This is a genomic window from Roseovarius azorensis, assembly GCF_900109455.1.
Taxonomy (GTDB): domain Bacteria; phylum Pseudomonadota; class Alphaproteobacteria; order Rhodobacterales; family Rhodobacteraceae; genus Roseovarius; species Roseovarius azorensis.
Genome location: NZ_FOAG01000011.1, coordinates 84,385 through 99,472 on the forward strand (window position 1 = coordinate 84,385; position 15,088 = coordinate 99,472).

A 15,088-nucleotide genomic window follows, 5' to 3' on the forward strand; every position below is an offset into this window, starting at 1 on the left:
AACGCCCATGAAGATCGCCACCGCCGCCTACCCGCTCGACATGCTCGGCTCCTGGGCCGACTATGCCCGCAAACTCGGCGACTGGGTGGCCGATGCCGCCGGTCAGGGGGTCGATCTGGCGGTTTTCCCCGAGTACGGCGCGATGGAACTGGCCACGCTGGCCGGACCCGAGGCGGCGGGCGATCTGGAGCGTTCGCTGCATGCGGTTTCCGAGCGGATCACGGAGGCCGACGACCTGCATGCCGATCTGGCGGCAAAACATGGCCTGCATATCCTTGCCGCCTCGGCCCCGGTATTCGATCCCGACCTGGGCGCGCGCCCGGTCAATCGCGCCCGCCTCTTCACCCCCACCGGCGCACGCGGGCATCAGGACAAGCAGATCATGACCCGGTTCGAGCGCGAGGACTGGCACGTCGCCCCCGGCGGGCCGCTCAAACTCTTTGAAACCGCACTCGGAAAAATCGGCATCCTGATCTGCTATGACAGCGAATTCCCCCTGCTGGGCCGGGCATTGGCCGAGGCCGACCTGATCCTCGTGCCCTCCTGCACCGAGGCGCTGACCGGCTATTCCCGCGTCCGCATCGGTGCGATGGCCCGCGCGCTCGAGGCGCAATGCGTCACCGTCATGGCCTCGACCGTGGGCGCGGCGGACTGGTCGCCGGCGGTCGATGCCAACACCGGCATGGGCGGCATCTTTGGCCCGCCCGATACCGGATTTCCGCCCACCGGCGTGATCGCCGAGGGCACATTGAACCGCCCCGGCTGGACCGTGGCCGAGGTCGATCCGGCCCGCATCGCGCATGTGCGCGCCGATGGCGTCGTGCTCAACCGCCGCCACTGGCACGATCAGACGGGCCGCGACACGCCGGTCACTTCTGTCGCTTTACGCTGATTAGACCCTTGAAAAACCCGCGAAACGGGCGCATTTACTAGCGCGTTCCGCATTCTGGCGGGATGCCAAAGCAAGGAGAGACCATGGCCAAGGAAGACACGCTCGAATTTCCCGGTGTCGTCAAGGAACTCCTGCCCAACGCGACATTCAGGGTCGAGCTTGAAAACGGCCATGAGATCATCGCGCATACGGCAGGCAAGATGCGCAAGAACCGCATCCGCGTTCTGGCGGGCGACAAGGTGCAGGTGGAAATGACACCTTACGATCTGACCAAGGGTCGGATCAACTATCGCTTCAAGTAAGCGCCTGATTTTCGGATGAAATTCATTCTCGGATCGGGCAGCCCGCGCCGCCGCGATCTGTTGGCGCAGATCGGGGTCGTGGCGGATGACATCCGCCCGCCGGAGATCGACGAGACGCCGCTGAAGGGCGAGTTGCCCCGCCCCTACTGCACCCGCATGGCCCGCGACAAGGCGCGGGCGGTCGTGGCGGGTGCGGATGACATCGTGCTTACCGCCGACACCACCGTGGCGCTTGGCCGCCGAATCCTTGGCAAGCCCGAGACCGCCGCCGAGGCCGCCACATTCCTCCTGATGCTCTCCGGCCGCCGCCACCGGGTGATCACCGCCGTCGCGGTGCGCCGGGGCGAACGCCTGTGGGTGCGGGACGTGGTGACCGCCGTCAGGATGAAACGCCTCTCGGACGAGGAACTGAACGCCTATCTCGCCTCGAACGACTGGCAGGGCAAGGCGGGCGGCTACGGCATTCAGGGGCCCGCCGGGGCGCTGATCCCGTGGATTGAGGGATCGTTCACCGCCGTTGTCGGCCTGCCGCTGAGTGAAACCGCCGGGCTGTTGCAGGCGGCAGGCTATCCGCTGTGGAAGGACACGCCATGACGCCGCGCACCATCGCCCTCGATCACCTGAACGGCGCAGAGGCGGCGGCGCTCATGGTGGGGGGGCGTCTCGATGACCTGCTGATCGATTCGGATCACCCCCGGCCCGGCGCGATCTACCGCGCCATCGCCGACCGGCCCGTCAAGGGACAGGGGGGCATGTTCCTGCGCACGCCCGACGGCCCCGCCTTTCTGCGTCAGGTCAAGGGGCTGGCCCCCGGCCAGCCGCTGCTGGTGCAGGTTACCGGCCATGCAGAGACGGGCAAGGCCCTGCCGGTGACGACGAAATTGCTGTTCAAGAGCCGCTACGCGATCGTCACCCCCGACGCGCCGGGCCTGAACGTGTCACGCAGCATCAGGGATGACGACCTGCGCGACCGGTTGCTGGAAACCGCCCATGCGGAAATGGGCGACAGCCCGATGGGCCTGATCCTGCGCTCGGCCTGCGCGCAGGCGGACAACGCCGATATCGCCGGGGATATTCAGGCGATGCTGGATCTCGCCCACGCCGTTCTGGCCGATGCCACAGGCGGCGACCCCGAGAAACTGACCGAAGGCGACGGGCCGCATGCCCTCGCCTGGCGCGACTGGACGGAACCCGGCGATGTGCTGACCGATCCGGGGTGTTTCGTCACGCTTGGCGTGCTCGACCAGATCGACGCCCTGCGCGACCCGCAGGTGCCCCTGCCCGGTGGCGGGTCCTATTTCGTCGAACCCACCCGTGCGCTGACCGCTATCGACGTCAACACCGGCGGCGACGCCAGCCTCGCCGCCGGGCTCAAGGCCAACCTCGCCATGGCGCGCGACCTGCCGCGGCAGTTGCGCCTGCGGGGGCTGGGCGGGCAGATCACCCTCGATCTGGCACCCATGCCGAAAAAGGACCGCCGCCAGTTCGAGACCTCGCTGCGCGCCGCGTTCCGCCACGACATGACCGAAACCGCCCTTGCCGGCTGGACGCCGCTGGGGCATTTTGAACTGCAACGCAAACGCGACCGCCTGCCACTGTCGATGGTGCTGGAATGACCTGCCCGATCTGCCGTAAACCCGCCGACCCCCGCTATCGCCCGTTCTGCTCGAAACGCTGCGCCGATGTCGATCTGGGCAAATGGTTCGGCGGCGATTATGCCGTGCCCTCGGACGATCCGGCCGATATCGAAGAGGCGGTCGAGGCGGCCACCAGAGCGACACAAAAACCCCACTGATTTTTGCGCAAAGCCTCTGGACACCCCGCCCACGCTCGCCTAGAACGCATCCACCCGAACGGCCCCGCCGTTCCCCATGCCCGGGTAGCTCAGGGGTAGAGCAGTGGATTGAAAATCCTCGTGTCGGTGGTTCGATTCCGCCCCCGGGCACCATTTTGGACCCGTTGCGTCGATCCGGGTTCACCGTGACCCGCTCCGGGCTCCGTGTGGTTGCATGCGCGATGGTTCCGAGTTGGCTGAAGCAGACGCAAACGGCTCTCATCCATCGCTTGTGGCGACAGATCCCCCGATCCGCGCGGCGGCATAGCCGACGCAGGAAAGTTACTGTCCAGATGCAGATGCGCTCCGGCGCTCCGGCTTTGGACCGGCTCGGGTGAAACGCCGCAGGTTATTGATTTATCGCAATTTCGAGCTGAAAAAATCTGTCAACTTTGTCTGAAATTGCGCTAAGGTGAGCCAACCCAGGAAGGAGCCACGGTATGCCTATTGCAAACGGCCTGGTCGCGCGTACCGCGCTGGTGTTCCGGTCAAGCCGGGTGGCACATTTCATCGCCCTGACAAAGCCACGGGTCATGTCGCTTGCGATCTTTACGGCGTTCGTCGGCATGGTTGTCGCGCCGGGAGAGATGTCCTGGGGGAAAACCGTCATTTCGATCGCGGCGATCGCGGCAGGCGCGGGAGGCGCGGGGGCGTTGAACATGTGGTATGACGCCCCGATCGACGCAAGGATGGCACGCACGGCGAACCGGCCCTTGCCGGCGGGGGAGGTTTCGTCTGTCGAGGCGCTGGTCTTCGGCCTTGTGCTGGCCGTCGTGGGTGTGATCGCGCTTGCGCTTGCGGCGAACCCGCTTGCGGCGGGGCTGCTGGCCGGGACGATTGCCTTTTACAGCGTCCTTTACACGATGTGGTTGAAATACGTAACGCCGCAGAACATCGTGATCGGGGGCGCGGCCGGTGCATTGCCGCCGGTGATCGGCTGGACGGCGGCGACAGGTTCGCCGGACTGGCAGGCGCTGGTGCTGTTCGGGATCGTCTTTCTCTGGACGCCGCCGCATTTCTGGGCGCTCGCCTTGCTCAAGTCGGCCGATTACAGCGCCGCCCGGATACCGATGCTGCCCGTCGTCGCAGGTGAGACCGCGACCAAAAGGCAGATTCTGGCATATATCGTCGTGCTCGCCCCGTTTGCCGCCGTGCCATGGTTCGCGGGCATGGCCGGGGTGGTCTATGGCGGCCTGGCGATGGCGCTGGGCGCCGAACTGCTGCGCCGGGGCTGGCGGCTGATGAGGACGCCGATCGACGTCTCGCGCGGGCCTGCGCGGGGGTTGTTCGCCTTTTCGATCGTCTATCTTTACGCCATCTTCTCGGCGCTGCTGCTCGACGCGGGCGTGTGAGGCGGGTTCGGTCCGGTCAGCCCGAAGCCGGCAGGACGGGGTCGGTTATGACCTGTCACGCAAGACATGTCTTGTATGACATGTCATGGGGGTAGGTGGCCGGAGGCCGCGAGTCTGAGAGGCGCCGGACGCTCCACGGTTCGGGATGCTGCGGTCTGGCGCGAGCGGGGAATTCCCGATGTGCCGGTTCCCGCCGCAGATGCGCGCGACTGTCGCGCGGACCGGACCTGACACGCCCCGCGCGGGGGCCGGATCCCCTGGCTGGCAGGGCCGCCTCAGGGCCCCGAAAAGACCACCGCGCGGGTCGCAAAGGTGTAATCCGACTCTACCGTCATGATCGCCAGAAAGGCCAGTACCGCAGCCGGTGGCAGCAGGATGGCGTAGATCAGCGCCAGACGCTCCCACGCCATGTGCATGAAGACGGCGACGATCAGGCCAGCCTTCATCAACATGAAGATCAGGATCAGCGACCAGCGCAGCATCCCCTGCAACTCGGCGTAGTCGACCATGTAGGAAAACGCGCTCAGCACGAAAAGCAGCCCCCACACGAGGAAATACAGCTTGAGCGGATGTTGTTGCCCCTCAATGTGGGCGGTGGCCGGTTTACCCGTCATCGTGTCTGTCATGACTGCCCCTCACCAGAGATAGAAAAACGCGAAGATGAAGACCCATACGAGGTCGACGAAGTGCCAGTAAAGCCCCATGATCTCGACCGCCTCGTAATCGCCCGCCCCCGATTTCAGCCATGTGCGGCCCGGCCGGTCAAAGCTGCCGCGCCAGATCTTTGTCGCGATGATGATCAGGAAAAGCACGCCGAACGAGACATGGGTGCCGTGGAACCCGGTGATCATGAAGAAGCTGGCGCCGAACTGTTCCGCGCCAAAGGGATTTTCCCAGGGCCGCACCCCTTCCTGGATCAGCTTGGTCCACTCAAAGGCCTGCATGCCGACAAAGGTCGCACCAAGGAACGCGGTCAGATACATCAGCCCCGCCGTCGCCTTGCGCGCGCGGGCATAGCCGCAGCGGACAGCCATCGCCATCGTGCCGCTTGAGGAAATCAGAACGAATGTCATGATCGCGATCAGCAGCAGCGGCAGTTCCACGCCGCCGACATGCAGGGCGAACACCTCGCTTGCATTCGGCCATTCGGATTGCGTCGACATCCGGGCCGACATGTATCCCAGCAGGAAGATGCTGAACACGAAGGTGTCGCTCAGCAGGAAAATCCACATCATCGCCTTGCCCCACGAAACGCGCTTGAAGGCGCGCTGGTCGGAGCTCCAGTCCTTCACAAAGCCGTCGAGGCCTTGGGCGCGGTCTGCGTGCAGGGTGTGTTCAGCCATGACGGTCCCTCATGTCAGAATGGTGCGACAGATGTCGATCAGCCGGTTGGCCCAGCCCATGAACAGGATCAGCAGCCCCAGCCAGACGATCAGCAGGAAATCCCAGTATGCGGCGCAAAGGCCCACTCTCAGCCTGATCCGGCGGGGGTCGATGCCGTTCTGGGCCAGCACGGCGCCCAGGGCCACGATGCCGCCCAGGATGTGCAACCCGTGCAACCCGCTCAGCAGGTAGAAAAAACTTGCCGCGGGGCCGGATGTGAGACCGTCGCCCCCGGTCTGCAACATGCGCCAGACCAGCAACTGACCGATCAGAAAGCCAAGCGTGGCCAGCCCGGCCCCCGTCATGTCGCGCCTGGCGCCCGACAAGTCCCCCCGAAGGGCGGACCGTTTGCCCAGATGGAAAAAGACGCTGGCCAGCAAAAGCAGCGATGTATTCAGCCAGACGGCCCCCGGCAGAGTCAGCGATGACCATGTCTCAAGATCCATCCGCATGACAAAGGCGCTGCCAAAAAGCGCGAACAGCGAGCCGACGACAACAAGAAAGATGCCAAGCCCGACACGTTCGACGGGAAAGGGAGCCTTGGGCGCCACGTCTGCGATTGCCCCGGTCTCCAGCCAGGGTTTTGACATCACGCCCTGACGCAACAGCCACCAGAACGACAGCGCGATGATCGACAGGATGAAGACCAGTATGACCGTCATGCCGGCACCTTTTGCGGTGTCCATGGATCGTCCTGTGCAATGAAATCCTCGGGCGCGTCCGGCACGCTGTAGTCATAGGCCCAGCGATAGACCACCGGCAGGTCATCGCCCCAGTTGCCGTGGCGCGGTGGCACCTGCGGGGTCTGCCATTCCAGCGATGCCGCGCGCCACGGGTTGCGTCCGGCATCCCGGCCATGTCGCGCGCTCCAGGCGATATTGAACAGGAACAGGACCTGCGCGGCACCGACGATGAAGGCCGCGATGCTGATAAAGGCGTTCAGGCCATCCACTGCAAACGTCATGAAGGCCGGGTCGCCAATCTCGGGATAGCGGCGCGGCACCCCGACAAGACCGACGTAATGCATCGGAAAGAAGATCGCATAGGTTCCGACGAAGGTCACCCAGAAATGGATCTGTCCCATCGCTTCGTTCAGCATCCGCCCCGTGATCAGCGGGTACCAGTGGTAGATCGCCCCGAATATCACCATCAGCGGCGCGACCCCCATCACCATATGGAAATGCGCCACAACGAACATCGTGTCGGACAGCGGAACATCGACCACCACGTTTCCAAGAAACAGCCCGGTCAGCCCGCCGTTCACGAAGGTCACGACAAAGCCAAGCGCGAACAGCATCGGCAGCGTGAGGTGGATGTCGCCGCGCCACAGGGTCAGCAGCCAGTTGTAGACCTTGATCGCCGTCGGCACCGCGATGATCAGCGTCGTCGTGGCGAAGAAAAAGCCGAAATAGGGATGCATGCCGGAGACATACATGTGATGCGCCCAGACGATGAACGACAGCGCACCGATGATGACAATGGCCCAGACCATCATGCGGTATCCAAATACATTCTTGCGGGCATGCACGCTGATCAGGTCCGACACGATGCCAAAGGCGGGCAGCGCCACGATATAGACCTCCGGGTGGCCAAAGAACCAGAACAGGTGCTGGAACACGATCGGGCTGCCGCCGCCATAGGACAGCTGCTCGCCCATCTCCACCAGCGTCGGCATGAAGAAACTGGTGCCGAGCAGGCGGTCGAACAGCATCATCACGCAGGCAACGAACAGCGCCGGAAAGGCCAGCAGCGCCATGACCGTCGCCGTGAAGATACCCCAGACCGTCAAGGGCATGCGCATCAGGGTCATGCCACGGGTGCGGGCCTGCAGCACCGTCACGACATAGTTCAGACCACCCATCGTAAAGCCGATGATGAATAGGATCAGCGAGAGCAGCATCAGGATGATGCCCGCATCCTGCCCGCCGGGCGTGCCGCTCAGGATCGCCTGCGGCGGATAGAGCGTCCAGCCCGCGCCGGTTGGGCCGCCGGGCACGAAAAAGCTGGCGACCAGCACCAGAACGGCCAGCAGGTAAACCCAGAAACTGAGCATGTTCACGAAGGGAAACACCATGTCACGGGCGCCGACCATCAGCGGGATCAGGTAGTTGCCGAACCCGCCGAGGAAGATCGCGGTCAGCAGGTAGATCACCATGATCATGCCGTGCATCGTGATGAACTGATAGTAAGCCTCGGATGAGAACGAGAACACCTCGGGAAAACCGAGTTGCAACCGCATCAGCCATGACAGCACCAGGGCAACCAGCCCGATCGCAATGGCGGTGCCGGAATACTGGATCGCGATATACTTGGCATCCTGCGAAAAGACCCACCTGCCTATCCAGGTGTGCGGGTGCGGCGGATGCACGTCCGGCACTTCTGCCGGCGGGATATGTTCATCGGGACGATGCGTGATGTTAGCCATCTATCCTCCTTCCGGGTGAAACGGTCGGCGTATCTGTGCGGCGGCGCAGGTTTGAGAGCACCTCGGTCTCATGGTGAAACGCTGGCGGCCCTCACACCGCGTCCCGCATATTGCTCGGCAAAGGTCGACTGCTCCTGCAGCCAGGCCTGATAATCGGTTTCCTCGTCGATCAGGACATAGCCGCGCATGTAACCGTGCCCCACGCCGCACAATTCGGCGCATAGTATCTCGAATTCACCCGTCCGCGTCGGCGTGAACCAGAAATAGGTCACCATGCCCGGCACCATGTCCATCTTGGCGCGAAACTCCGGCACGTAAAAATTGTGCAGCACGTCGATGGACCGCAGGACCATCTTGACCGGCTTGCCGACCGGCAGGTGCAGATCACCGGATGCAACGATCACGTCATCCTGCCCAAAGCGGTCATGGGGATTGATGCCGAGCGGATTATCGGCACTGACGAGCCGTGCGTCCGATGTCCCCAGCCGGCCATCCTCACCCGGCAGACGAAACCCCCATGACCATTGCTGGGCGAACACCTCGACATCGGTGGCCTCGTCGGGGACGGTGACAAACTGTTTCCAGACCACCAGTCCGGGGGCCAGCATCGCGGCCACGCCCAGGGCTGTGACTGCGGTCAGCCAGATCTCCAGCCGCCGGTTCTCGGGGTCGAATGTCGCGACACGTCCGGGTTGATGACGGAACTTCCACACGCAATAGGCCATGAACAGAACCACTGCGGCAAACACAACGCCCGTGATCCAGAAGGTGATGACCAGCGTCGTGTCGATATAGGCCCAGTTGGACGCAATCGGCGTCCACCACCAGGGGCTGACCATATGGAACACGACGGACCCGACTACGACGACAACCAGAGCAACCACGACGACCATGAATTCGCCTTTCCTTACTCTATCGCGAACAATCTGGCAGGCTTTCTGCCGCTGTAACTGGCCCCGATCATATCACGGATCGGGATTTCTTGGTATCTCAGGACGGCAAGACACAGGAAACCGGCCTATTCCAGAACACAGTTCGGAACCCCCTGGCCCTTGAAAACAAGGCCTGAGCGTTCGGCCCGTCAGTCAACCGCCCTCCTGTACAAGTGCCATGTGGCATGCCCGAGGATCGGAAACGCGAACACCAATCCGAGAAAAAGCGGGATCGTCCCGACGATCAGGAACGCGGCGACGACAAATCCCCACGCGGCCACCGTCACCGGGTTCTTTCTCGTCAGTTCCAGCGAGGTCGCAATCGCCACCCGCACGCCGACATGCCGATGCAGCAGCAGCGGTATCGAAACAACCGTCATCGCAAGGGTGGCGGCGGCAAACACGAACCCCACCGCGCAGCCGATGATCAGCATCGTCCAGCCGGCACCCGTGGTAAAGATATCCCGCAGGAACGATGCCAGCGATGCAGGCGTTTCAGGCCCCAGTGTCAGCATGAAGATCGTATAGGCCGTCAGCAGCCAGACGATGAACGTCATCACCAGCCCAAGACCGATCGTCAGGACCGCCGCGATGGCCGGCGACCCGATCACCTCGAACGCCGCGCGAATGCCTGCGGGTTCGCCTTTCTCGAGGCGACGGCTCATCTCGTAGAGACCGACCGCCGCGATTGGTCCGAGCAGGGCGAAACCCGACATCAGGGGAAACAGAAGAGGCAGCAGATCGCGCTGAAAGGCGAATGCCGCAAGGCATAGCCCGATGATCGGGTAGAGGATGACGATGAACAGCACATCCGTGCGAAGCGCCGCAAAATCCTGCGTACCCTTCCGGAGCGCGATCCTGATATCCTCGATGCCGATCTGCCTGACCGTGGGATGCGCAAGCGCATCACCTCCGATTTCATGAGCCGCATCCATTGCGTAATGTGAAGCATCGCCAAAGGCACGCAACAGCCAGGATGCGGGATTTCCGATTGTCTTGATCGGCTTCGTCATTGCCAAAAACCTCCACGCAAGAAGGTAGATGCCGGTCGACCGAACCGCACGCCGGTCGCACGCCGGATGGTGCAAGTCTATCACGCGACAGTCCATCCGCACACCAAAAAATACTGTAAGGCCCTCAGGACCCATACATATCCGTCATCACCAGGTCGCCGACACCGCCAGTCTGTCGGCAGGACCGGCCCGTCGCGATACCCGATATCCTCCTGATTGTGATCGGCCCGTTGCCGATCCTGGCAATCGCAATGCGTCCGCCAGCCCGGAATTGCCGCGCGGCGCCGGGCACGTCCTGCGAAAGTTGCCTGTCGCGGGTTCCGGCATGCGCATACGGTCGCTGCGGCGCCCAAATTATCGCAGGCACGGGAGCCAGGTGCTCAAAATTTGCTCTTATCCCCGGCAAACGAAGAGGCCCGCTCAGTTACCTACTTCGTATCTCCGCAAGCCTCACCTATCCATCCACCCAGCCGAGGCCGTGGATATCCATGAAACTGCACATTGTCATTGTCGAGCAGGATGAGACCCGTGCAAAGCTGGTCATCGACAGCCTGCACCCCCTTGGTCATCAGGTGACAGTGATTGGTGAGGCGGCGGGGCTGGCGCGGCGCGTGCGCGGCATTGCGCCGGATATCGTGCTGATCGACATGGCCAACCCCTCGCGCGACACACTCGAGGAGATGGCGCTTGCCTCTGGTCCGCTGGACCGCCCGGTCGCGTTCTTCGTGGATCGCACCGACCGCGACCTGACTCAACAGGCCATCGAGGCGGGCGTATCCGCCTATGTCGTGGACGGCTTGCAACCCGACCGCGTGGCCACCGTGATGGATGCGGCGATTGCCCGGTTTCAGATGTTTCGGCGCATGCGCACCGAATTGGAAACCACGCGACGCGCACTGGAAGAGCGCAAGCTGATCGACCGCGCAAAAGGCATTCTGATGAAAGCACGGGGAATCAGCGAAGAGGACGCCTATGCCCTTCTGCGCAAAACCGCGATGGATCAGGGCCGCAAAGTGGCGGAAGTTGCCAGCGCCCTGGTCACGGCAGCGGGGCTCTTGTCATGAACATGACGACCCTGCGTGTGGGTTTCGTGCCGTTGCTGGACATGGCGCCCCTGGCCATTGCGCATGAGATGGGCTTTGCCGCCGATGAGGGGCTGACGCTGGACCTGCAGCGCGCACCGTCGTGGTCCAGCCTGCGCGACATGCTGCTCTGGGGGCAGGTCGAGGCGGCGCAAATGCTGGCCCCTGTGCCGGTTGCGATGGCGCTTGGCCTGGGCGGGGCAGTGGCGCGGCTGGATATTCTGCAGGTCTTGTCAGTCAATGGCGATGTTGTGGGGGTATCCTCGGCACTGGCTGATCGCTTGCGCGAGTCGGGGCATGACTTCAACTTTGAAGACGCGGCTCAGACCGCGCGGCATCTGGCGCAGGTCGCTCCGCGCCCGCTTCGCATCGGTGTGCCGTTTCCCTTTTCGACCCATGTCGAGCTTGTCAGCTACTGGCTGCGCGATTCGGCGGTCGAGTATGAGCCTTGCACCATCCCGCCTCCGCGTATGGCCGATGCACTGGCCGCAGGCGAGGTGGATGCCTTTTGCGTGGGCGAACCCTGGGGTTCGGTCGCGGTTGAACAAGGCGCAGGATCGCTGCTTCTGCCCGGCAGGGCAATCTGGGCAGTGGCCCCGGAAAAGGTATTGGCCGCGCGCCATGACTGGACCGTCGGGAACCCGGATCTGATCGGTCGCCTGATGCGGGCGGTCTGGCGAGCGGCCCGGTGGCTGAGCGCGCCCGCGAACCGGATCACTGCATCAGAGATCCTTGCCCGGCCCGAGTATACAAATGCCACTGCCGAATTGCTGGATCGCGCCATGCGCGGCGAGATGGTCGTCTCCCCGCGTGGCGAACTGCGCAAGGTGCCTGACATGATCCGTTTCTTCGATGGCGCGGCCAGCTTTCCATGGCGGTCGCAGGCGGCATGGTTTGGCGCGCGACTGGCACAGCGCCACGGCCTCGACATTGCCGCAAGCATCGCCTCGGCCAAGACCGTCTGCCGGACCGATCTTTACCGCGCCCATCTGCGCAGCGCCGGGGCCGACCTGCCCGGGGCCTCGGAAAAGCTGGAAGGCAGCCTGCATCATCCAACCGCCGTTGCTTCTGAGCGCGGCACGGTGATTCTGTCCCCGGATGCTTTTTTTGATGGTCAGATTTTCGACCCGGACGGACCGTAGCGCTGAAAAAAGCAGCATCCGGATGCTGCAACTGCAAAAAGACTGGCTTACCCGCCCGAAACGCTTGTGAGACCGCACGCCGCACGACAGCCTTGGACCAAGCGAACCGGCCATGTGGTCGTTTCTGTCGATATCGGGGTTCAACGCCGAACCCTTCCGGGCACAGCCGCCTGACCATGATGCGCCAATCCCGCGCGCTGTGGTCGGCGGCTTTTTCATTTTCCGGACCGCACTACCCGGTCCACAGCCAGAGGATATAATCATGATCCATAAGCTGCTCGCTTCCACCACCCTCATCGCGACACTTGCCACGACAGCCCTGCGCGCCGACACTTTCCCGGAAATTGAAGAACTGACGCTGGGTTTCATCAAGTTGACCGACATGGCCCCGCTTGCCGTGGCTTATGAGCGCGGATATTTCGAGGATGAAGGCCTGTTCGTCACCCTCGAAGCGCAAGCCAACTGGAAAGTTCTGCTGGACGGGGTGATCGACGGCAACCTGCACGGCGCCCATATGCTTTCGGGGCAGGCGCTTGCCGCCACCATCGGCTTTGGCACCGAGGCACATATCGTCACACCCTTCGTTATGGATCTGAACGGCAACGCCACGACCGTTTCAAACGAGGTCTGGGATCTGATGCGCCCCGCCATCCCGTCAGATGCCGACGGCAAACCGATCCACCCCATTTCCGCCAGAGCCCTCCGCCCGGCGCTGGAGGCTTTCGCGGATCAGGGTCGTGCGTTCAACATGGGCATGGTCTTTCCTGTCTCGACCCACAATTTCGAACTGCGTTACTGGCTGGCGGCGGGCGGCATTCATCCCGGTTACTATTCCGCAGAAAACATCACCGGCCAGATCGGCGCCGAGGTGCTCTTGTCGGTAACGCCGCCCCCGCAGATGCCTGCCACGCTGGAGGCCGGCACGATCTCCGGCTACACCGTGGGCGAGCCGTGGAACCAGCAGGCAGTGGCGATGGGCATCGGCGTGCCAGTGGCGACAGACCTTGATGTGTTCCCGATGCGGGCCGAAAAGGTGCTGGGCCTGCGCGCAGATTTCGTTGCAGAGAACCCCAACACGGTCCAGGCCCTGACCCGGGCACTCATCCGCGCCGCCATGTGGCTGGACGAGAACGACAACGCCAACCGTGAAGAGGCCGTCCGGATCATCAGCCGCCCGGCCTATGTGGGGGCGGACGTTGATGTGCTGCGCAACTCCATGACCGGCACGTTCGAGTATGAAAAGGGCGATGTGCGCCCGGTGCCGGATTTCAACGTCTTCTTCCGGTATAATGCGAACTATCCCTACATATCGGATGCGGTCTGGTATCTGACCCAGATGCGCCGCTGGGGGCAGATCACCGAAGCGCAGACCGATGACTGGTATGCAGATGTCGCGCAGAGCGTCTTTCTGTCGGACCTGTTCCTCGAGGCCGCTCAATCGCTGGTCAAGGACGGGCTGGCCCCGGTCGATGCCTTTCCCTTTGACAGCGATGGCTACCGCGACGTGGTGGATCACGCCATAGACGGTGTTCCGTTCGATGCCCGCAGACCCAACGCCTATATCGACACCCTGCCGATTGGCCTGAAGGGCGATCAGCGTGTCGTGGGCACCGAGGTGCAGGGCTAACCCCCCGCCGTGACAAGGAATGAATGACATGACCGCAATCGACCCGACCCGAATGCAATCCGAACGCCGCGCCCGGCTGTTCACCCGCATCAACAGGCTGGATGGCTGGTTCAAGGTGCTGGGCCTGTCCTTTGTCACGCCCTTGCTGAGAGCCATGGCAGGCGAGAACCCCGGAGCGCAGGCAAGACAGATCTGGCAGCTTCTGGGCGTACCCGTGCTGGCCGTCATCGGGTTCCTGCTGCTCTGGGGCAATCTGGCGCCACGGGTGGAAACCTCGCTCGGGGCAATTCCCGGCCCGGCGCAGGTCTGGGAACAGGCCGCCGTGCTGCATGGCGAACATATCGCCGAGCAGGCCCGCAAAGCGGAGTTTCTGGATCGGCAAGCCGCCCGCAACGCCGATCTGATCGCTGCGGGACAGGCCGACCGGGTGCGTGAACGCCCCTATACCGGCTCGCCGACCTATTACGCGCAGATATGGACCTCCGTGCAGACCGTGTTCCTCGGCTTTCTGATCGCCACCGCCGTGGCCGTGCCGCTGGGCATTATGGCGGGGCTGTCGCCCACGGCGAATGCCGCCCTGAACCCGCTGATCCAGATTTTCAAGCCGGTCAGCCCACTGGCATGGCTGCCCATCGTCACGATGGTAGTGTCAGCCGTCTATGTCACCCAGGACGGGATGTTCTCGCGCTCTTTCCTGACATCGGCCATCACGGTGACGCTCTGCTCTCTCTGGCCGACGCTGATCAACACCGCCCTTGGCGTTGCCAGCATTGACCGCGACCTGATTTCGGTCAGCCGGGTACTGAAGCTGAACACCTGGACCAAGATCACACGGCTGGTGCTGCCCTCGGCGCTGCCGCTGATCTTTACCGGCCTGCGCCTGTCGCTGGGCGTGGGCTGGATGGTGCTGATCGCGGCCGAAATGCTGGCGCAGAATCCCGGTCTTGGCAAATTCGTCTGGGACGAGTTTCAGAACGGGTCTTCCACGAGCCTCGCCAGGATCATGGTTGCGGTTTTGACCATCGGGATCATCGGCTTCCTGCTGGATCGGCTCATGTATGCGCTGCAATCGCTCTTCACCTTCTCGAACAACCGGTGATCGCC

16 protein-coding genes and 1 tRNA gene are annotated in these 15,088 nt (G+C 63.2%); 11 read left to right on the plus strand and 6 right to left on the minus strand.

Annotation, left to right across the window (positions count from 1 at the left end; genetic code table 11):
* Positions 1-7 precede the first annotated feature (7 nt).
* From BSG08_RS15200 to BSG08_RS15230, 7 genes are all read left to right on the plus strand, one after another.
* Positions 8-892 (plus strand): carbon-nitrogen hydrolase family protein, encoded by an 885-nt coding sequence (locus BSG08_RS15200; protein ID WP_093038684.1) that lies wholly within the window; start codon positions 8-10, stop codon positions 890-892.
* Between the two features lie 83 nt (positions 893-975).
* Entirely contained in the window at positions 976-1,194 is a 219-nt protein-coding gene (infA, locus tag BSG08_RS15205) for a translation initiation factor IF-1 (RefSeq protein WP_005978431.1), read from the plus strand.
* 15 nt (positions 1,195-1,209) lie between these two features.
* Positions 1,210-1,788, plus strand: a complete 579-nt coding sequence (locus BSG08_RS15210; protein WP_093038686.1) for a Maf family protein — start codon at positions 1,210-1,212, stop codon at positions 1,786-1,788.
* The gene (locus BSG08_RS15215; protein ID WP_093038688.1) at positions 1,785-2,810 is read left to right on the plus strand and encodes a ribonuclease E/G; all 1,026 of its coding nucleotides are present in this window, start codon (positions 1,785-1,787) and stop codon (positions 2,808-2,810) included. Before BSG08_RS15210 ends, BSG08_RS15215 begins: the two co-directional genes overlap by 4 nt.
* A complete protein-coding gene (locus BSG08_RS15220; RefSeq protein ID WP_093038690.1) occupies positions 2,807-2,989 on the plus strand; it encodes a DNA gyrase inhibitor YacG in 183 nt (60 codons plus the stop codon). Before BSG08_RS15215 ends, BSG08_RS15220 begins: the two co-directional genes overlap by 4 nt.
* 78 nt (positions 2,990-3,067) lie before the next feature.
* A tRNA-Phe gene (locus BSG08_RS15225) sits at positions 3,068-3,142 on the plus strand.
* Between the two features lie 326 nt (positions 3,143-3,468).
* Positions 3,469-4,380 (plus strand): heme o synthase, encoded by a 912-nt coding sequence (locus tag BSG08_RS15230; protein WP_093038698.1) that lies wholly within the window; start codon positions 3,469-3,471, stop codon positions 4,378-4,380.
* Positions 4,381-4,655: 275 nt separating this feature from the next.
* Here BSG08_RS15230 and BSG08_RS15235 read toward each other — a convergent pair whose 3' ends face one another.
* From BSG08_RS15235 to BSG08_RS15260, 6 genes are all read right to left on the minus strand, one after another.
* Complete coding sequence (locus BSG08_RS15235; protein ID WP_093038700.1) at positions 4,656-5,006, minus strand: cytochrome C oxidase subunit IV family protein; 351 nt, start codon at positions 5,004-5,006, stop codon at positions 4,656-4,658.
* Between the two features lie 9 nt (positions 5,007-5,015).
* A complete protein-coding gene (locus BSG08_RS15240; RefSeq protein WP_093038701.1) occupies positions 5,016-5,723 on the minus strand; it encodes a heme-copper oxidase subunit III family protein in 708 nt (235 codons plus the stop codon).
* A 9-nt stretch (positions 5,724-5,732) separates the two neighbouring features.
* Positions 5,733-6,449, minus strand: coding sequence for a cytochrome c oxidase subunit 3 (locus BSG08_RS15245; protein ID WP_217649906.1), 717 nt, complete (start codon positions 6,447-6,449; stop codon positions 5,733-5,735).
* Positions 6,422-8,188, minus strand: a complete 1,767-nt coding sequence (locus BSG08_RS15250; RefSeq protein WP_093038702.1) for a cbb3-type cytochrome c oxidase subunit I — start codon at positions 8,186-8,188, stop codon at positions 6,422-6,424. Before BSG08_RS15250 ends, BSG08_RS15245 begins: the two co-directional genes overlap by 28 nt.
* 68 nt (positions 8,189-8,256) lie before the next feature.
* Positions 8,257-9,081 (minus strand): cytochrome c oxidase subunit II, encoded by an 825-nt coding sequence (locus BSG08_RS15255; protein ID WP_093038703.1) that lies wholly within the window; start codon positions 9,079-9,081, stop codon positions 8,257-8,259.
* 188 nt (positions 9,082-9,269) lie between these two features.
* Complete coding sequence (locus BSG08_RS15260; protein WP_175544803.1) at positions 9,270-10,133, minus strand: DUF2189 domain-containing protein; 864 nt, start codon at positions 10,131-10,133, stop codon at positions 9,270-9,272.
* Between the two features lie 488 nt (positions 10,134-10,621).
* On the opposite strand from BSG08_RS15260, the gene BSG08_RS15265 reads away from it, so the two are divergent.
* The 4 genes from BSG08_RS15265 (at position 10,622) to BSG08_RS15280 (ending at position 15,083) form a co-directional block, all read left to right on the plus strand.
* Entirely contained in the window at positions 10,622-11,197 is a 576-nt protein-coding gene (locus BSG08_RS15265; protein WP_425439299.1) for an ANTAR domain-containing response regulator, read from the plus strand.
* On the plus strand, positions 11,194-12,357 hold the full coding sequence (locus BSG08_RS15270; RefSeq protein ID WP_093038704.1) for a CmpA/NrtA family ABC transporter substrate-binding protein: 1,164 nt from the start codon (positions 11,194-11,196) through the stop codon (positions 12,355-12,357). Before BSG08_RS15265 ends, BSG08_RS15270 begins: the two co-directional genes overlap by 4 nt.
* A gap of 262 nt (positions 12,358-12,619) precedes the next feature.
* The gene (locus BSG08_RS15275) at positions 12,620-13,984 is read left to right on the plus strand and encodes a CmpA/NrtA family ABC transporter substrate-binding protein (RefSeq protein ID WP_093038728.1); all 1,365 of its coding nucleotides are present in this window, start codon (positions 12,620-12,622) and stop codon (positions 13,982-13,984) included.
* A 28-nt stretch (positions 13,985-14,012) separates the two neighbouring features.
* Positions 14,013-15,083: an ABC transporter permease gene (locus BSG08_RS15280; RefSeq protein WP_093038730.1), complete on the plus strand. Its 1,071-nt coding sequence runs from the start codon at positions 14,013-14,015 to the stop codon at positions 15,081-15,083.
* Positions 15,084-15,088 lie beyond the last annotated feature (5 nt).